Source organism: Mediterraneibacter glycyrrhizinilyticus (genome assembly GCF_015560805.1).
Classification (GTDB): Bacteria; Bacillota; Clostridia; order Lachnospirales; family Lachnospiraceae; genus Schaedlerella; species Schaedlerella glycyrrhizinilytica_A.
Map to the genome: position 1 here is coordinate 204,073 of NZ_JADMSO010000002.1, position 18,423 is coordinate 222,495.

The 18,423-nt window shown below is 45.6% G+C and carries 16 protein-coding genes; 14 read left to right on the forward strand and 2 right to left on the reverse strand.

All coding sequences use genetic code 11. The features are described from left to right. The first annotated feature begins 16 nt into the window (after window positions 1-16). The 11 genes from I2H87_RS02900 (at window position 17) to rfbD (ending at window position 10,735) form a co-directional block, all read left to right on the forward strand. Entirely contained in the window at window positions 17-1,192 is a 1,176-nt protein-coding gene (locus tag I2H87_RS02900) for a glycosyltransferase family 4 protein (RefSeq protein WP_195609287.1), read from the forward strand. Beyond that, window positions 1,189-1,878: a glycosyltransferase family 2 protein gene (locus I2H87_RS02905; RefSeq protein WP_009267727.1), complete on the forward strand. Its 690-nt coding sequence runs from the start codon at window positions 1,189-1,191 to the stop codon at window positions 1,876-1,878. The genes I2H87_RS02900 and I2H87_RS02905 overlap by 4 nt, the downstream gene beginning before the upstream one ends. Window positions 1,879-1,893: 15 nt before the next feature. Further along, window positions 1,894-2,307 carry a DUF2304 domain-containing protein gene (locus I2H87_RS02910; protein ID WP_009267726.1) on the forward strand — a complete coding sequence of 138 codons (414 nt, stop codon included), beginning with the start codon at window positions 1,894-1,896 and terminating at the stop codon, window positions 2,305-2,307. Window positions 2,308-2,368: 61 nt separating this feature from the next. Further along, entirely contained in the window at window positions 2,369-3,445 is a 1,077-nt protein-coding gene (rfbB, locus tag I2H87_RS02915) for a dTDP-glucose 4,6-dehydratase (protein ID WP_009267725.1), read from the forward strand. Between the two features lie 124 nt (window positions 3,446-3,569). Continuing rightward, the gene (gene rfbA / locus I2H87_RS02920; protein WP_022152005.1) at window positions 3,570-4,448 is read left to right on the forward strand and encodes a glucose-1-phosphate thymidylyltransferase RfbA; all 879 of its coding nucleotides are present in this window, start codon (window positions 3,570-3,572) and stop codon (window positions 4,446-4,448) included. Between the two features lie 109 nt (window positions 4,449-4,557). Next, window positions 4,558-5,118: a dTDP-4-dehydrorhamnose 3,5-epimerase gene (rfbC, locus tag I2H87_RS02925; protein ID WP_009267723.1), complete on the forward strand. Its 561-nt coding sequence runs from the start codon at window positions 4,558-4,560 to the stop codon at window positions 5,116-5,118. 17 nt (window positions 5,119-5,135) lie between these two features. Beyond that, window positions 5,136-5,912: an ABC transporter permease gene (locus I2H87_RS02930; RefSeq protein ID WP_009267722.1), complete on the forward strand. Its 777-nt coding sequence runs from the start codon at window positions 5,136-5,138 to the stop codon at window positions 5,910-5,912. 39 nt (window positions 5,913-5,951) lie between these two features. Beyond that, the gene (locus I2H87_RS02935) at window positions 5,952-6,686 is read left to right on the forward strand and encodes an ABC transporter ATP-binding protein (protein ID WP_009267721.1); all 735 of its coding nucleotides are present in this window, start codon (window positions 5,952-5,954) and stop codon (window positions 6,684-6,686) included. 16 nt (window positions 6,687-6,702) lie between these two features. Beyond that, window positions 6,703-7,302, forward strand: coding sequence for a hypothetical protein (locus I2H87_RS02940; protein ID WP_195609288.1), 600 nt, complete (start codon window positions 6,703-6,705; stop codon window positions 7,300-7,302). 31 nt (window positions 7,303-7,333) lie between these two features. Further along, window positions 7,334-9,781, forward strand: coding sequence for a glycosyltransferase family 2 protein (locus tag I2H87_RS02945; protein WP_195609289.1), 2,448 nt, complete (start codon window positions 7,334-7,336; stop codon window positions 9,779-9,781). 111 nt (window positions 9,782-9,892) lie between these two features. Continuing rightward, window positions 9,893-10,735: a dTDP-4-dehydrorhamnose reductase gene (gene rfbD, locus I2H87_RS02950; protein WP_009267718.1), complete on the forward strand. Its 843-nt coding sequence runs from the start codon at window positions 9,893-9,895 to the stop codon at window positions 10,733-10,735. A gap of 664 nt (window positions 10,736-11,399) precedes the next feature. Here rfbD and I2H87_RS02955 read toward each other — a convergent pair. Together I2H87_RS02955 and I2H87_RS02960 are read right to left on the reverse strand one after the other, a co-directional pair. After that, window positions 11,400-13,373 carry a DUF2142 domain-containing protein gene (locus tag I2H87_RS02955; RefSeq protein WP_195609290.1) on the reverse strand — a complete coding sequence of 658 codons (1,974 nt, stop codon included), beginning with the start codon at window positions 13,371-13,373 and terminating at the stop codon, window positions 11,400-11,402. An 18-nt stretch (window positions 13,374-13,391) separates the two neighbouring features. Further along, complete coding sequence (locus tag I2H87_RS02960) at window positions 13,392-14,372, reverse strand: glycosyltransferase family 2 protein (RefSeq protein WP_195609291.1); 981 nt, start codon at window positions 14,370-14,372, stop codon at window positions 13,392-13,394. 268 nt (window positions 14,373-14,640) lie between these two features. On the opposite strand from I2H87_RS02960, the gene I2H87_RS02965 reads away from it, so the two are divergent. Genes I2H87_RS02965 through I2H87_RS02975 form a run of 3 tightly spaced genes read left to right on the forward strand, consistent with a single transcriptional unit; the run spans window position 14,641 to window position 18,359 of the window. Further along, on the forward strand, window positions 14,641-16,044 hold the full coding sequence (locus I2H87_RS02965; RefSeq protein WP_009267714.1) for an undecaprenyl-phosphate glucose phosphotransferase: 1,404 nt from the start codon (window positions 14,641-14,643) through the stop codon (window positions 16,042-16,044). Between the two features lie 10 nt (window positions 16,045-16,054). Continuing rightward, the gene (locus I2H87_RS02970; protein ID WP_195609357.1) at window positions 16,055-17,452 is read left to right on the forward strand and encodes an O-antigen polymerase; all 1,398 of its coding nucleotides are present in this window, start codon (window positions 16,055-16,057) and stop codon (window positions 17,450-17,452) included. Continuing rightward, window positions 17,433-18,359 (forward strand): glycosyltransferase family 2 protein, encoded by a 927-nt coding sequence (locus tag I2H87_RS02975; RefSeq protein ID WP_195609292.1) that lies wholly within the window; start codon window positions 17,433-17,435, stop codon window positions 18,357-18,359. The genes I2H87_RS02970 and I2H87_RS02975 overlap by 20 nt, the downstream gene beginning before the upstream one ends. The last annotated feature ends 64 nt before the right edge of the window (window positions 18,360-18,423 follow it).

Here is an 18,423-nt window from a genome sequence, read left to right on the forward strand (position 1 = left end):
ACAGGAGAAGAAGGAAATGAAACGACGATACTGTATTTTTGCGGCGCAGTATTTTCCGCATCTTGGCGGTGTAGAGCGCTATACATACAATCTTGCGAAAAAGCTGACCGAGGCGGGGGATGAGGTGACGGTAGTGACTTCGAATGTACAGCGGATCGCGTCGTACGAGAAGATGGAGGGAATCACGGTATACCGGATGCCGTGCATCAACTTGTTGGACGGACGTTATCCGGTCTTGAAATTTAACGGTGATTTTCGCAAGATCCACCATATTTTACGGGAGAAGAATTTTGATTTCGTGATCGTGAACACGCGGTTTTACATTCATTCCCTGTATGGGCAGTGGTTTGCATGGAGCAAAAAGATCCCGGTCATCACGATCGATCATGGAAGCAGCCATCTTTCCGTGAACAATAAGATGTGGGATGCCATCGGCGGTGTTTATGAGCATATGATCACAAAAGTGGGACAGTTATTCTGCAAAGATTATTATGGGGTTTCAAAAGCCTGTGTGGAATGGCTTTGGCATTTCCATATCAAGGCGAGAGGGGTTCTTTATAATTCGGTGGATCTGGAGGAAATTGAACGTCTCTTAACGGCAGGAGAGAGAACATACCGCAGTCGGTTTCAGATTCCGGAAGATGCGACGGTGATCACATTTACCGGAAGATTGTTACCGGAAAAAGGAATCCCGCAGCTTTTGGATGCGATGGACATCCTTGCGAAAGAGAACCCGAACCTATATCTTTGGGTCGCAGGGGACGGAGATTTGGAGGAACTGGTGAATGCGCGGCAGAACGAGCATGTGATCCCGCTTGGCAGACTTCCGTTTGAGGAGATCATCACCATGCTTTCGGAAAGCGATATTTTCTGCCTGCCGTCATTCTCCGAGGGCTTTTCCACTTCCATTTTGGAAGCGATCGCATGCCGCTGTTATGTGGTGACGACAAAACGCGGCGGTGCAAAAGAGACGTTCCCGACGGATGACTATGGAATGGTGATCGAGGACAACGAGACGACGAGGCTGACCGACGCGCTGCGCAGGGCGGTTTCGATGGGGGAAGCGCGGGATGCGGCGGCGGAGCTGTCATATGAACGGCTGAAAGCACATTATACATGGGATATCGTATCTGCACAGGTGAGACAGCTTTGTCAGGAAAAAACAACAGGAAAACCGAGGAAAAACAGTTGAAGAAGTTAATTATCATACCAGCATACAATGAAGAAGCAAATATCGTAAAAACAGTGGAGTCCATCGAGAGGGATGCGGTTGGATTTGATTATATTGTTATTAACGACTGTTCCACAGACCGGACGAAAGAAATTTGTGAGGAGCATGGATTTCATTATGTGGATCTCCCGATCAATCTGGGGATCGGAGGAGCTGTCCAGACCGGCTATAAATATGCATGGGAGAACGGGTATGACATGGCAGTGCAGGTGGATGGCGACGGGCAGCACGATCCGGAATTTCTGGAATTGATGGCAGAATATCTGGAAATCCATCAGGTCGATATGGTCATTGGCTCCCGATTTATCGAGAAACAGGGATTTCAGTCATCCGGGATGCGCCGGGTGGGGATCCGGTTCTTTTCCGGGCTGATACGGCTGATGACCGGAAAGACGATCACCGATCCGACTTCCGGACTGCGTATGGCGGGACGGAATGTGATCGAATTATTTTCAAAGGATTATCCAAGGGATTATCCGGAACCGGAAAGTGTTGTGGCGATCCTCCGGAAAGGTCTGAAAGTAGCGGAGGTGCCGGTGATCATGCGGGAACGCGAGGGCGGTGTTTCCTCGATTTCCATGAAGAAATCAGTGTATTATATGGTCAAAGTGACGTTGGCGATCTTGATCGAACGGATTCGTCGATAAGGAAAGGATGGGAAGATGGATATTAAAATTCAGATCATCGTAGCTGCAGGCGTTTTGTTAGGGCTGGCTGCTATTATCAATATGATTCGAAAAAAAAGTCTGGAACTGCAGTATGCGCTTGCCTGGCTGTTTGTCGGAGGAGGGATTCTTGTATTGGACTGTTTTCCGCAGATCCTGACATGGCTTGCCCATGAAGCCGGGGTTGCAAGTCCGGTCAATATGCTGTTTTTCCTTGGATTTTGCTTCTCTCTGGTGATCATTTTCACATTGACGGTGACGGTATCCCGGATGTCGACTCAGATCAAAGAACTGACACAGGCACAGGCGCTTCAGAAAGAAAGCAGGGAACGAAAAGAAGACGCAGGAATGAAGAACAACGTCAAGAACAAAGCCAAGAATGACGCAGATGTGAAGAACAGCGTGCAATAGTTGATTTTAAGCCGTAGAAATGGTATAATAGAAAATAATATGCAATGGAGGAAGTGCAATTATGAGAACTTATTTGGTAACAGGAGGAGCCGGATTTATCGGTTCAAATTACATTCATTACATGTTCCGGAAATATGACAACGAGATCCGCATCATCAATGTGGACAAGCTGACTTATGCCGGAAATCTTGAGAATCTGAAAGACATCGAAGATCGTGAGAATTATACATTTGTAAAAGCGGACATCTGCGACTCTGAGGCGATCAACCGGATCTTTGACGAGAATGACATCGACCGTGTTGTACATTTTGCGGCGGAAAGCCATGTGGATCGAAGCATCCGCAATCCGGAAGTATTCGTAAAGACGAACGTACTTGGTACTCTGGTGATGCTCAATGCAGCGAAAGCAGCATGGGAACTTCCGGACGGAACATTCAAGCCGGACAAGAAGTTTTTACATGTGTCCACAGATGAAGTGTACGGATCTTTGGAGAACGAGGATGAATTCTTCTATGAGACGACTCCGTATGATCCGCACAGCCCGTATTCCGCAAGCAAAGCATCTTCGGATATGCTTGTGAAATCTTACATGGATACTTATAAGTTCCCGGCAAATATTACGAACTGCAGCAACAACTACGGTCCGTACCAGTTCCCGGAAAAGCTGATCCCGCTGATCATCAACAATGCGCTGCAGGGCAAGAAGCTTCCGGTATACGGAGACGGAAAAAATGTGCGCGACTGGCTCTATGTAGAAGATCACGCAAAGGGAATCGATATGGTTCAGGAAAAAGGCAGACTGTTTGAGACTTACAATATCGGCGGTCACAATGAGAAGCAGAACATCCAGATCATCCATATCATTCTGGATACACTGCAGGAGATGCTTCCGGAGGGAGATCCGAGAAAAGAACTGGTGAGCGAAGATCTGATCACTTATGTCGAGGACAGAAAAGGACACGACAGACGTTATGCGATCGCACCGGACAAGATCAAAGAAGAGGTCGGCTGGTATCCGGAGACGAAATTTGAGGATGGAATCCGTCTGACGATCAAATGGTTCTTTGAAAATGAGGAATGGATGAAGAATGTTACAAGCGGTGATTACCAGAAGTATTACGAAGAGATGTACAAATAAACGGTCATAAAAATCAGCAGTATCCTTGGATACTGCTGGTTTGCGTTGCTGTATATGTGTAAAGAATGGCAAAAAGGCTGTTTCCGAGCAGATATACACGACAGAAAAACTGGAGGACGAACAAATGAAAGGTATTATTTTGGCGGGCGGTTCCGGAACGAGACTGTACCCGCTGACACAGGTTACAAGTAAACAGCTGCTTCCGATCTATGACAAACCGATGATCTATTATCCGCTCAGTATTCTGATGGAGGCGGGGATCCGTGAGATCCTGATCATCTCAACTCCGGAAGATACGCCGCGATTTGAGGAACTGTTAAAAGACGGAAGTCAGTTCGGCGTTCATCTGGAATACAAAGTACAGCCGTCACCGGACGGACTGGCGCAGGCATTTTTACTTGGAGAAGAGTTTATCGCAGGAGACAGCTGCGCGATGATCTTGGGCGATAATATTTTCCACGGACATGGTCTGAGAAAACGTCTGAAAGCCGCTGCGGCGAAAGAAGACGGCGCGACCGTGTTCGGTTATTATGTAGATGATCCGGAACGATTCGGCGTGGTAGAATTTGATGCGGACGGAAAGGCAGTTTCTCTGGAGGAGAAACCGGAACATCCGAAGTCAAACTATGCGGTGACAGGATTGTATTTCTATGATAGTCATGTTGTAGAGTACGCGAAACAGATCAAACCGAGTCCGCGCGGAGAGCTGGAGATCACCGATCTGAACCGGATCTATCTGGAAAAGGGAAATCTGGATGTGACGCTTCTCGGACAAGGATTTACATGGCTTGATACAGGAACACATGAGTCCCTGGTTGATGCGACGAATTTTGTCAAGACTGTGGAGACTCATCAGAACCGTAAGATCGCCTGCCTCGAAGAGATCGCGTTCAACAATGGCTGGATCGACAATGAGAAGATGGGCGAAGCATGTGAACTGTACCAGAAGAATCAGTACGGACGTTACTTAAAAGATGTCATGGACGGCAAATATATCGAATAAATATAAACGGTGCAGGTCTTGTACAGACATGACCTGCATCATTCTTGCTGTATGGATCCGGAGAGAGAAATTGGGATGCACGGCAAAAAAGAGAGAAAGAGGTTGCAGAATGGGAAAAATTACAGTAGAAACTTGCGAAATCGAAGGATTAAAAGTGATCACCCCGGCGGTTTTCGGAGACGAAAGAGGGTATTTCATGGAAACTTACAATTACAATGATTACAAAGAAGCCGGGATCGATATGGAGTTTGTGCAGGACAACCAGTCCAGTTCTAAAAAAGGCGTGCTGAGAGGACTGCATTTCCAGATCAACTATCCGCAGGACAAACTGGTCCGGGTTGTGAGCGGAGAGGTGTATGACGTTGCAGTAGATTTAAGAGAGGGCTCTCCGACATACGGACAATGGCATGGAGTTCTGCTTTCTGCGGAAAATAAAAAGCAGTTCTTTATTCCGAAGAATTTTGCACATGGTTTTGTCGTATTGTCAGAGTCCGCGGAATTCGCATATAAATGTACGGATTTCTATCATCCGAACGACGAGGGCGGTCTGGCATGGAATGACCCGGAGATCGGAGTAGACTGGCCGATGCCGGAGGGGATGACAGAGAAAGACCTGATCATTTCAGAAAAGGATCAGCATTGGGGCGGCATTCGCGAGTATAGAAAGTAGGATTACGGAGGAGAAACGTGTCAAGTTATATAAGGAACTTTGTGAAATTTCAGCCGCTTCTTTCGGAGCTGGTTGCGAGAGACATCAAGATCAAATACCGGCGGTCTGTTCTGGGCGTCCTTTGGACGCTCCTAAATCCGCTCTGCATGATGATCATTCTTTCCATCGTATTTTCCAGTATTTTTAAATTTGATGTGGAAAATTTTCCGTTGTATGTATTGAGCGGTCAGGTGATCTTTAACTTTTTCAATGATTCGACGACCAGTTCTATGTCGGCGATCATCAGCAGCGCTTCTTTGATCAAGAAAGTGTATGTGCCGAAGTACTTGTTCGTGCTTTCCAGGGTGATGTCCAGTTTTATCAATCTGATGGCATCCTTTACGGCGCTGCTGCTTGTGATGGTAGCGACGAGAGCGGAGTTGCACTGGACGGTATTTTTGTCTGTGATCCCGCTTGCGATGGTCGTATTGTTTTCTTTTGGTGTGGGAATGTTCCTGGCGGCGATCACGGTACGTTTTCGGGATGTGATCCATCTGTATTCCGTGTTTACAACAGGGCTTCTTTACCTGACGCCGGTTATTTACCCGATGGCAGCGCTGCCGGATGTTGTGAAGACGATCGTCATGATCAATCCGCTCACCAATTATCTGCTGATGTTTCGGGATGTGATGTTCAACAATACACTGCCATCCGTATTTTCCGTATTACTCGGAATTGCCGAGGCGGCGCTGGCATTGGCGCTTGGTCTGTATGTGTTCTATAAGAACCAGGATGAATTTATTTTGAATCTGTAAAAAGAAAACTGATGAAATAGTAGGAGCGGTAAGCAGAATATGGAAAGAAATCCGATTGTAACTGTGGATAATGTATCGATGAAATTCAACCTTTCATCAGAAAAATTTGACAGTTTTAAAGAATATGTGATCAAAAGCATCAAGCGGCAAGTGTCTTATGATGCGTTTATGGCGCTGCAGGGCGTTTCGTTTGAAGTGATGCGCGGCGATTCGGTCGGGCTGGTCGGTCTGAACGGCAGCGGAAAAAGTACGATGCTGAAAGTGATCGCAGGCGTTTTAAAACCGACGGAGGGGAAAGTTGCGGTCAATGGGACGATCGCGCCTCTGATCGAGCTTGGCGCGGGATTCGATATGGATCTGACAGCCCGGGAAAATGTATTTTTGAACGGCGCGCTGCTTGGATATAACCGTGCGCGGATGGAAGAGCAGTATCCGGATATTGTGGAATTTTCAGAACTGGCGGAGTTTATGGATGTTCCGGTCAAGAATTTTTCTTCGGGAATGGTTTCCAGACTTGCGTTTGCGATCGCAACGATCGGTACGCCGGACATCCTGATCGTTGATGAAGTCCTTTCGGTAGGAGATTTTCATTTTCAGGAAAAATGTGAGGCGCGGATCCAGAACATGCGGGATCATGGGACAACGATCCTTTTTGTATCCCATAGTCTTGAGCAGGTCAAGAAAATCTGCAATAAGATGGCGTGGCTGGAAAAGGGACACCTGAAGATGTTTGGAAACACAGAAGATATCTGTGATATTTACGCGCAGTCTTAATGAGGATTAACAGTATATGAAGAAGAAAATCAGTAGTGCAGTCTTGATCGCTGCGATTTTGGTAGGTGCGTTTTTATATGCGCATGTAGATAAAAATATATATTTGTACGACAGAAGTCTGGAAAGTGAAGATTTTATCAATACCGGTATTTTGGAAGAGGGTGAAACGTTGGAGCAGACGTTTACGATGAAAGATGAGGCGATCGACGGGATCAATCTGAAGATTTCATCTGTGGGGAATGCGGAGGACGTAACACTTTTGGGGACTTTGAAAGATGCAGGATCCAACGAAAAAGTTTCTGAATTTTCTGTTGCCGGATCAGAGATCAAGAATAACAAGATCAATAAATTAAAAGTTCCGAGAGTGGAAGATACAAAAGGAAAAGAATACACGCTTGTATTGGCGTGCGAGGGGAGCGACGAGCAGAACGGACTGAGTTTTTATGTGACTCAGGGAAATGTCGGAAAACTGACTGTGAAAGGGAATGATACGAACGGCGTACTTGTAAGCCGGATGCTCTGTCACAGATTTGATGTGGAGACATTTATCGTACTGCTTGGATTTGTGGCATTTGTTTATGTATTTATGAGAACATTATACAAACTGTTTAAATAGCGGGAGTATCAATAAAAGGAGTAGAAATTGAATGAAAAATAAATTCATAGCGACGACGTATCGCTTCCATACAAAAGACAAGAACAAATTTCTTGTGATCGGATGGTTTCGGGAGAATACGATCGGCAATAATGAGCTGAGAGTCTGCCTGGATAAAAAGAAGATCCATTTTACAATGGAAGAGAAAGACTTTGTAGGCGGCGCCGTAAAAGCGCTGGATGGTCTGAAAGTGACCAAACAGTATTTTTTGTGGATCGATCTTCCGAAAGGATGGGAAGCGTGCAGAAATCTGCAGGTCATGAATTTTTATGAGGGAGAGGGCGGACCGGCGTTGGAGATCTCGACGAAACGATTACAGCATCTTCAGGGTAAGATGGCGAAATATATTGACGGCGGCAATCTCTTAAGTACCGGATTCCGTGTTTCCGGCTGGTATATTGACGACGGAACCGTGGAGCTTGGATTGTTTGATAAATCCGGCAAAAAATATGATGCCGAGATCAAGCGAAAACGGCGCAGTGACGTTCAGAAATTATATCCGGAAAACAGTGCGGATGAGATCGTTGGATTTGAGGCGGTGAATAAGGGGGATGCTCCGAAGAAAGTGATCGTGCATCTGGAATCTTCGACGAAAAAGGCGGATTTTCCGATCACGCTTGTGTATTCTCCACTGGAAAAAGGTGCCGAACTTTTCGATAAATATTACCGAAAGGCGAGAGCATACTATCAGCAGTTTGGATTTAAGGAAACGGTGAAACGTAGTATTGAGAAGATCACGGTTCAGGATTCGATCAATTATAAAGCATGGATCCGGAGGAATGCGCCGACAGCAAAAATGCTGCAGGCACAGCGTGAAGCACATTTTCAGTATGCGCCAAAGATTTCGATCGTCGTGCCGCTTTACAAGACGCCGGAGAATTATCTGCGGGAGTTTGTACAGTCCGTGCAGGCGCAGACGTATAAGAATTGGGAGTTGTGTTTTTCCGATGGGAGCGGAAAAGATTCTCCGATAGAGGGCGTTCTGAATGAACTTACTCACAAAGAACCGCGGATCCGTGTCGTATATACGGGAGAACAGCTTCAGATCTCGGAAAATACGAACGAAGCGCTGAAGATCGCAGCCGGAGATTTTATTGCTTTCTCTGATCATGACGATCTGCTGGCGCCGGATGCGCTGTATGAATGTGTGAAAGCATTGAACGAGGATCGGTCGATCGAACTTTTGTATACAGATGAAGATAAAGTGGATATGAAAGGCAAAGAGTTCTTTATGCCGCATTTCAAACCGGATTTTAACATCGATCTGCTTCGCTGCAACAATTATATTTGTCATTTATTTGTTGTAAAACGGGAAATCTTAGAGCAGGTTGGAATGCTCAATCCGAAGTTTGACGGGGCACAGGATTATGATTTTGTTCTCCGATGTGTGGAAAAATCGGAACACATCCATCATATCCCGAAGATTTTGTATCACTGGCGCGCGCATAAAGATTCTACGGCGGAGAATCCGGAAAGTAAGGAATATGCGTTTATCGCCGGCGGACGTGCCGTGCAGGCTCATTACGCCCGTGTGGGGATCGATGCGGAAGTGATGCAGACGGAATATAAAGGAATTTACCGATCCAAATACCATCTCCACGGTGAACCGTTGATCTCGATCATCATTCCGAACAAGGATCATACAGAAGATCTGGAGAAGTGTATTTCTTCGATTGAAAATAAAGCGACTTACAAAAATGTAGAGTACATTGTTGTGGAGAACAACAGTGAAAAGGAAGAAACGTTTGCTTATTACAAGGAATTGGAGAAAAAGAATCCAAAAGCAAAAGTTGTGTTTTGGGATGGAACCGGATTTAATTATCCGGCGATCAATAATTTCGGCGTTGAAAAAGCGGGCGGAGAATATCTGCTGTTCTTGAATAATGATACGGAGATCGTCAATGAGGACTGTCTGGAAGAATTACTCGGCTATTGTATGCGGGAAGATGTCGGGGCGGTTGGCGCCCGGCTTTACTATGAGGACGGCAGTATCCAGCATGCGGGCGTGATCGTCGGACTGGGCGGCGTTGCCGGACATGCGTTTACGGATTTTCCACACGAATCTCCGGGATATTTCGGACGGATCGTGATGGCGCAGGATTACAGCGCAGTGACGGCAGCATGTATGATGATGCGAAAAAACGTATATGAGGAAGTCGGCGGATTCGATCCGCAGTGGGCGGTTGCATTTAACGATGTGGATCTCTGCCTGAAAATTCGAAAGGCGGGTTATTTGATCGTCTATAATCCGTATGCGGAACTGATGCATTATGAATCAAAATCCAGAGGATATGAGGATAATGAAGAGAAAGTGGAACGGTTCAATTCCGAGATTGACAACTTTATGCGGGTATGGAAAGAATTTCTCGATCAGGGAGATCCGTATTACAGCCCGAACCTGACTCTGGACAAGAATGATTTCAGTCTGCGTGTGAAATAAGTATCGTGAAAATCATGCGTTTTGGTGCGGAAATTATCCACTTCTATGTGGAAAGTGGTGTTTCGGGATGTGGAAAACACAGGGGAAAGCAAGAAATAAGGAGGATAACTCATGAGAATCTTAGTGACAGGTGTAAAAGGACAGCTTGGTCATGACGTGATGAACGAGCTGGCAAAGCGCGGACATACAGGAATCGGTGTGGATGTGGAAGAAATGGACATTACCGATGCAAAAAAAGTAAATGAAGTGATCCGGGCATCCGAGGTGGAAGCAGTGATCCACTGCGCAGCGTATACCGCTGTGGATGCTGCGGAAGATCAGGTGGAGCTTTGCCGTAAGATCAATGCGGAGGGAACCGAGAATATTGCAAAGGTTTGTAAAGAACTGGATATTAAGATGATGTACATCAGTACGGATTATGTGTTTGACGGTGAGGGAACCCGTCCGTGGGAGCCGGACGATGAGCGTCATCCGTTGAATGTTTACGGATTGACCAAATATGAGGGTGAACTTGCAGTTGAAAAGTATCTGGATAAATTCTTTACGATCCGGATCGCCTGGGTATTTGGTGTAAACGGAAAGAACTTTATCAAGACAATGTTGAAGCTTTCCGAGACACATGACGAGTTGAATGTGGTTGATGATCAGATCGGTTCTCCGACATATACGTATGATCTGGCTGTATTATTGGTAGATATGATCGAAACCGAAAAATATGGTAGATATCACGCGACGAATGAGGGACTTTGCAGCTGGTATGAATTTGCCTGCGAGATCTTCCGTCAGGCAGGACGGGATGTGAAAGTGAATCCGGTGAGCAGCGACGAATTCCCGACAAAAGCAAAACGTCCGCATAACAGCCGGATGGATAAAAGCAAGCTGACGGAGAATGGATTTACACCGCTTCCGGCATGGCAGGATGCGCTGAAACGGTATTTGGAGATTATATTGTAAATCACCGGAAGTGCCAAAAGGCACATTCCGGGATTGTAAGCAGTCGCCAAGATCTCGGGCAAGCCCGGACTTTGGCTCGTTGCCTATACAAAAAGATAGCAGTCTGGTCGTTTGAATTGTGTGACCGGACTGCTATTTTTATGATGTGTACAACATTGAGAGAGGACTTCGGAACTATTTTATTTTGCTCCTTTTATTTTGATAAAGATATGCTATACTATTTTTAAAGCATTATTTTCTTGAATACATGACGGTATATTTCAAGTCATTGTTTCTATATGCAATCTCAATTCTGGAAGATTGTAGATCTAAATCCAATTCTGGTTTTTCGGAAAATTCATGCTTTTCATCATTTATCAGGCAGGAGTTTCCGAAAAAATGGGGATCTCCTGATACAACAGAAAAAGGAATCAATCGGTGATGGATGTGATCGTTCGTGCAAATCCAGAACCATTTCGAGAGGAGGCAGAGGATATGTGTGAAGCATTGATGGAGTTGATGAAAGATAAGTTTGAAGAATTTGGTTTGTAGGATTATGTGATAGATTTTATTAATAAAAGAGAATAAAAAACGTCCTGTTGGAAAGAAAGGTTATGATACCGGAGAATCAAAGTTTGATTACCGGTAATATTACCAGACTTCTGGCAGGACGTTTTTAATGAGATTAGATATTAAATGGTACCAATACGCAGTCATAGATCGTTTTAAATTCAATGCATGCGATCACTGCGAAGACGGCAAGGTCGTATTTTCGTTCGTTCCACAATGTACGAAGCTTCACTGGAAGAAACATACTGAACAATGGGAAGAGCAGCGGCAGATAATATCGTCCCTGCACTCCGGCGATCGTGGTTCTTCCGACTTCCGTAAAATCCAGATACAGAGCGGACCAGATCATTCCGGCGATCGCGAGAAGCAGGAACGTCAGTACGCCTTTTTCCTTTATGTTCATATGGCGATTCGAAAGTCCGGCAGTATCGGTCAGGATCAAAACGATCATCAGGATCATGATCAGGTGCACGCAGGGCGAAGTTGCCAGATGACCTAAAAAAGCAAGGCTGTCCGGTCCGAGTGTAAAACATACAATTGTAGAAGAGAAGTTTTCAAACCATACTCCAAGGTAAGAAATCGGCTGAGACAGGACGAGTGCAAGCTGTGCAGCCCGGTTTGTATCACCGCCGCGTACATCGCCGGTTGCAGGCGGTGCAATAAAGCTTGGCAGGATAAAAGTTCCGATCAAAAGCAGGACGGAACCGATCACTGCAAGACGGCAGAGCGTCCGCTGTTTTTTATTTTTATATTTATCTTTGGGAATCAAAAGTCCCATCAGTACAAGCGGAATGTAGATCGCTTTGGCAAGAGATGCCACTGCGATCGACACAACAAAGAAGACGAAATTCTTTGTCTCGAGCGGTTTCTTCCGATCCAGCAATTCGGCGAGCAGGTATGCAAAACCAAACGTGATTCCTGCGATGATCATGGCATCGTAAGAATAGGTGCTTGCAAGAAAGATCGGCGTAGGCATTAAACCGATCGCTGCCATCAGTCGTTTCCCGATCGGCAGTTTTTTGATAGCAAAGTACATGATCACCGCATAAGCCAGCAAATTGCACCACCGCCCCAGCATATAGACATAGCCAAAGTTTAAATGAAGCAGTTGACCGGCTTTGATCCCCAATGCCTGAGGAATATAATGCAGATTGTAGAAATTGGTAAGGTTTGGTTTATTGGATATTTCGATCGCTTCCGGGCTGCGATAATCTGCAAGTGTATCGAGAGAACCAAACAATTCGACTTTTTCTTCTTTCGACTGAGGCAGATTATAAGGCCAGTTCGTGAGACTGACGGCGGTATATTCATGCAATGTCGGTGTTAATTTTGCGGTACGGGTGATCGGCAGTGTGTATGCACGGTTAAAATGGATTTCTTCATCCCAGCCGACTTTGCTGATCGGAAGTACGGAAACAAAAACGGTACCGATCACAAGTGTAAAGACGAGAAAGCGGCTTTCGACTTTTTTTGCCCAGGCAGATCGCGAAAAAAATAAAAACGCGATCAAAGCATACAACGCCAGGAAAAAGAAGAATCGTTCTTTGGAAAATTGGAACTCATTTTTAATTCCGGCATTGGTAATTTTGAGTCCGTCCAATCCCTCCGGTACGCGAATCGTGATCTCGTCGGCTTCTTTATGCAGGTTGATGGTGGAGGTATGGATCAGATTTGGATTCTGGTCGGTATATTCCACGATTTCTTCTGTGCCGAATACATTATAGCTATGTACGGAGATTTGAAAATCCGCCAGTTTATCCGCCGCTTCGCGTTCAAACGAAAAATAAAATTTTCCGACATACTGTTTATCGAAACAGAATGTGACGCTGCTTTTCTCTGCGCCGCAGACAATGCTGTCCCCATCCGGTTCACATCCTTTGTGTGAAGCGGAGGTGACAGGAAGCGGCGTGTTGTAGGAATCTCTGAGCGCGGGAATCTGAAATGCAAGTTCACTTAAAAATGCAAGGAACAAAACCGGGATTACGATCAATATGATGCGCAGCAGTGAACGCTTCCGGTCGCCGTGCATGTGGTCGGTCTGTCCGGCTGATTTTTTTGGATTTTTGGATTTTGTTACAGATAAGTTCATAGTTGTGTCTCCAGTCGCTTATTTATGGAACAGTTTTCTTTGAAACCAATCTCCCGCATAGCGGAAAGTGTGGCAAAAAAGATCTGCTTCTATTTTTATATAAGAAGAAAGGTGCCGCATTTGAAACGGTACTTTTTTGCAGGAACGGATCGTTGAGAGTCCCTCCCGGATCCCGTCGGCGTAGTCTTTTCCGAATCCTTTTTTGCAGAAAAACAGGTATTTAACCGCATACCCGGCAAAAAGCGGAAGAAAATTAACGACCAGCTGAATGAACGGCATATTTTTATAATTCAGCCATATGCTGTTTCTGGCGGATAATTTTACTTTAAAGCTGTTATACTTGGAACCGCTTGTCCCGCTTCCGACATGATAGACGAGAGCGTCCGGACAGTACATATTTTTGAAACCGTAGATCCGTGCGCGATAGCCGATATCGATGTCTTCCAGATAGGCGAAATGGGATTCGTCAAAATATCCGATACGGCGGAATGCGCTTTTTCGATAGATTGCGGCTCCGGCACAGGCGGTAAAGATCTCGTCGGCTTCCGTATAATTGGAAATTGGCCGCCCGGTTCCGCGGCAGATGCCCCAGCCGACCAGCGTATAAAGATCCCCGGCGCTGTCGATGAGATCCGGGTGATACATCTGGATCATCTTACTGCTGACCGAAAAAATATCCGGTGATCGTTCAATGGCATGGAGAAGCGCCTCTGTAAAATGTGGATCCACAGTCGTATCATTATTTAAAAGGATGACATATGGAGTCTGCGCGTGCCGTATGCCGGCGTTGACTGCGGCGCTGAAGCCATAATTCTGATCCAAATGCAGAACCTCGATCTCCGGAAAATGCTCTTTCATGAAATCCAGACTTCCATCGGAAGAAGCATTGTCTACAACTAATGTATGAAAATCCTGCATTGTCTGCTTTTTAAGAGAATCCAGGCAGGGTTTCAGGAAATGTTTTCCGTTATAATTCGGAATGATAACCGTTACTTTCATTCTGATACCTCGTTTATTTTAATGATTTCTGTTGTATTATAGCAAATTTCCTGTCAGGTTGCCAGAAAGAAAACAGAAAATATTTTACAAAAGTGTTACAAAATGGAAAACAGAATGTGTAAAATTAGTGATTTTCCTTGTCCTTTCCTGTAAAATATAGTATTATATTACAGATAACGTCAGCGTACTAAGCGTTGTATGCTGATGTTGCCGGCGGCGCCGGATCTCATAGCGCCGATGAATGGATAGAAAAGGAAGCTTGATATTTATGATAAAAGAAAATCAAAAACTGCTGAATTGGATGCAGGTATTGCTGGATGCGGCAGTGATTGTTGTTTCTTATATATTTGCGTGGTATATCCGTTTCCGAAGCGGGTTGTTTGCGTTGGACGAGTGGTATCTCAGCCGGCAGTCCTATATGAAACTGCTGTATGTGATCGTTCCGGTTTTTCTGATCTTATATTATGCATTCCGTCTGTATGTTCCGAAGCGGATCATGGGACGGCGTCTGGAGGCATGGCGCGTGCTGCAGGCGAATGTGATCGGATTGATGGGATTGATCCTGATCTTATATGTGCTCAGAATGGGCGATATTTCCCGTACGATGTTGTTTGTGTTCGGATGCAGCAATGTATTTTTTGAAGTTGTTGAGCGAAATGTGATCCGGTTGATCCTGCGCAGGATCCGGAGACAGGGATATAATCAGAAACATATGATCCTTGTCGGATACAGCAGGGCGGCAGAACAGTATATTGACCGGATCAAAGCGAATCCCGGCTGGGGATATTCGGTGCGTGGGATCTTAGATGACAACAAGCCGATCGGTACGGAATATAAGGGCGTGAAAGTGATCGGGGTGATCGAAGATCTCAATCAGATCCTGCCTGCAAATAAACTGGATGAGATCGCGGTGACATTGGGATTGGGAGAATACGCGAAGCTGGAGCACATCGTTGCAATGTGTGAAAAATCCGGCGTGCATACGAAGTTTATCCCGGATTACAACAACATCATTCCGACAAAACCATATACGGAAGACATTCAGGGGCTTCCGGTCATCAATATCCGCAGAGTTCCGCTGAACAATCTGTTGAACCGGTTTGTGAAACGCAGTGTGGATTTGTTCGGCGCAGTTGTGGCGCTGATTTTGTTTTCACCGGTCATGCTGATCACGGCGATCGTGATCAAGGTGACGTCTCCGGGGCCGCTGATCTTTAAACAGGAACGGATCGGATTGAAGAACAAGCCATTCTATATGTACAAGTTCCGATCCATGGTTGTACAGGAAGATACGGATGAGAAAAAAGAGTGGACAACGAAGAACGATCCTCGGGTTACGCCGGTAGGCAGATTTATCCGTCGGACAAGTATCGATGAACTGCCGCAGTTGTTCAATGTTTTGATGGGAACTATGAGCCTGGTCGGTCCAAGACCGGAGCGTCCGCAGTTCGTAGACAAATTCAAAGAAGAGATCCCGCGTTATATGATCAAACATCAGGTGCGCCCGGGACTCACCGGATGGGCGCAGGTCAACGGATACCGCGGAGATACTTCCATTCGGAAGCGGATCGAGTACGATCTTTATTACATTGAGAACTGGACGATCGGATTCGATTTTAAGATCATTCTTCTGACATTTTTTAAAGGATTTATCAATAAGAATGCATACTAAAGGATCAATGATGAAGACAAAAAAAGTAGATTATCTTTCATATATTATATGCTATGCACTTTGTGTGGTCTTGTCAAAAGCCGGATATTCGTATCCGGCTGGAGTTGTTTTGATGGGGGAAGCTTTGTTTTTGTATGTGCTCAGTGTGAAGCGAAGCGGTGTCCTTACGGATCTGCGGGGACTGTTTTCGGCGTCCTGGATCGGGGGCGAGGGGCTTGCCTGTCTACAGTTGAGCAGACTGCAGCAGGACTGGGAAAATACAACATGGCTTTGCTTCTTTTTTGGATATCTTTTCTTTATGGCAGGATATGATCTGTTGGAGCAAAGATTTGCAGACGGAAATGGTGCAAATGGAAAGGGAAAGCAACAACAACTGCCGCATGCAGAAAAAACGGACTGGAAGCGGGATCAGGGAAAAAGCCGGCGCATTTTGATCTGCATCGGAGCGTTGATGTTCGGATCTATTGCCTGTTTTCTTCTGGAAGCGGCAGTAGTCGGTTTCATCCCGCTGTTTTCTCCGGAACCGCATGCGTACTCTTATTTTCATGTATCGGGGGTTCACTATTTTACGATCAGCTGTATTTTGATCCCTGCGCTCTCCGTACTGTATTTTCGATTGGTGGAAAAATGGAATCCGGCGGGACTTATACTTCTTATTTGCGGAAATGTGACGGCGGTCGGAATTCCGATCCTGTGTGTGTCCAGATTTCAGCTTTTGTTTGCGGTTGGATTTGCTGCAGTCGTTTATCTGATGGTCTACCGCCATGTTACATGGAAGATGATCGTGACGGGGATCGTGATCCTGATTCCGGTCTATGTACTTCTGACGGTGGCGAGAAGACATGACGTAACTTATCTAAACAGTATTTTTGAGATGAAGTACAGTGAAATGCCGATTTTTGTGACGCAGCCGTATATGTATGTGGTCAACAATTATGAAAATTTTAACTGCATGGTCGCGCAGCTTCCGGAATTTACACATGGTTTGAAAATGCTGTTCCCGGTGTTTGCACTGACCGGATTAAAATTTGTTTTTCCGCAGTTAGTTGCATTTCCGCTTTATACGACAAAACCGGAGTTGACGACACTGACGATCTTTTACGATGCGTATTATGATTTCGGGACGGCAGGAGTCGTGCTCTTTGCGCTGGTACTTGGCGGCGGTGCATTTCTCTTGACGCGCTGGACGAAAAAAAGTGAAAACCCACTCGTATATTTATTCTATGGACAGATTGCGATCTATCTGGGGCTTTCCTTTTTTACAACATGGTTCAGCAATCCGACAACATGGTTCTGGCTGGCGCTCACGATGATGATGTATGCGGGGATTTCATGGCGCAAAAAGACAGATGGAAAAAAGTTGAAAAGAATAAGGCGAGGAAGTAGTAATGAGAAAGAATCAGATTGATGTTATTATCCCGACATACCGTCCGGATGAGCGGGTTGTACTGCTCGTGCGAAGACTGCTGAAACAAAGCCGCAGACCGGATCATATTTATCTGGTCAATACAGTCAGCGAAAGTTTTCCGAAAGAATTGACGGAATTTACGGATGAGGTGATCGTGACCCACATCCGTCCGGAACAGTTTGACCACGGCGGGACACGGCACGAAGCGGCAATGCGCTCAAAGGCAGAGTTCCTATTATATATGACACAGGACGCGGTTCCGGTGGGGGAAGATCTGATCGAGACGTTATACCGCTGCTTCGAGGATGAAAAAGTAGGCGCGGCATATGCTCGGCAGCTGCCGGCGCCGGACTGCCATTTGATCGAACGATATACGAGGTCGTTTAACTATCCGCCTGAAAGCTGTGTGAAATCGGCGGAAGATCTGCCCAAAATGGGGATCAAGACGTATTTTTGTTCCGATGTATGTGCGATGTACCGGCGTCCGATTTACGAGTCTCTCGGCGGATTTGAGGAGAAAATGATCTTCAATGAAGATATGGTGATGGCGGCGAAGATCATACAAAGCGGTTATAAAGTCGCATATGCCGCAGAGGCAAAGGTGATACACTCGCACAATTACAGCTGTATGCAGCAATTTAAGAGAAATTTTGATCTGGCGGTTTCCCAGACGGATTTTCCGCAGATCTTTGAAGAAGTAAAGTCGGAAAATGAGGGGATCCGTCTCGTAAAAGAAACGGCAAGATATCTGATCCGGATCAAAAAACCGTGGCTGATCTTTTCACTTGTCACAAAGAGCGGGTTCAAATTTCTTGGATACCGGCTGGGAAAACAGTATAAGAAACTGCCTGGCCAGGTCATACGGAGATGTACGATGAACCGCCGTTATTGGGAGAATAACAGTTGATGTTTTCGGAAAAATCATGTATGATGAAGTGTAAAAGTTTTTACGGACGAAAGAAAGGATAAGT

Coding starts and splice junctions, on each gene's coding strand:
- I2H87_RS02900 (WP_195609287.1), top strand. CDS start 17: ATGAAACGACGATACTGTATTTTTGCGGCGCAGTATTTTCCGCATCTT.
- I2H87_RS02910 (WP_009267726.1), top strand. CDS start 1,894: ATGGATATTAAAATTCAGATCATCGTAGCTGCAGGCGTTTTGTTAGGG.
- rfbB (WP_009267725.1), top strand. CDS start 2,369: ATGAGAACTTATTTGGTAACAGGAGGAGCCGGATTTATCGGTTCAAAT.
- rfbA (WP_022152005.1), top strand. CDS start 3,570: ATGAAAGGTATTATTTTGGCGGGCGGTTCCGGAACGAGACTGTACCCG.
- rfbC (WP_009267723.1), top strand. CDS start 4,558: ATGGGAAAAATTACAGTAGAAACTTGCGAAATCGAAGGATTAAAAGTG.
- I2H87_RS02935 (WP_009267721.1), top strand. CDS start 5,952: ATGGAAAGAAATCCGATTGTAACTGTGGATAATGTATCGATGAAATTC.
- I2H87_RS02940 (WP_195609288.1), top strand. CDS start 6,703: ATGAAGAAGAAAATCAGTAGTGCAGTCTTGATCGCTGCGATTTTGGTA.
- I2H87_RS02945 (WP_195609289.1), top strand. CDS start 7,334: ATGAAAAATAAATTCATAGCGACGACGTATCGCTTCCATACAAAAGAC.
- rfbD (WP_009267718.1), top strand. CDS start 9,893: ATGAGAATCTTAGTGACAGGTGTAAAAGGACAGCTTGGTCATGACGTG.
- I2H87_RS02955 (WP_195609290.1), bottom strand. CDS start 13,373: ATGAACTTATCTGTAACAAAATCCAAAAATCCAAAAAAATCAGCCGGA.
- I2H87_RS02960 (WP_195609291.1), bottom strand. CDS start 14,372: ATGAAAGTAACGGTTATCATTCCGAATTATAACGGAAAACATTTCCTG.
- I2H87_RS02965 (WP_009267714.1), top strand. CDS start 14,641: ATGATAAAAGAAAATCAAAAACTGCTGAATTGGATGCAGGTATTGCTG.
- I2H87_RS02970 (WP_195609357.1), top strand. CDS start 16,055: ATGAAGACAAAAAAAGTAGATTATCTTTCATATATTATATGCTATGCA.
- I2H87_RS02975 (WP_195609292.1), top strand. CDS start 17,433: ATGAGAAAGAATCAGATTGATGTTATTATCCCGACATACCGTCCGGAT.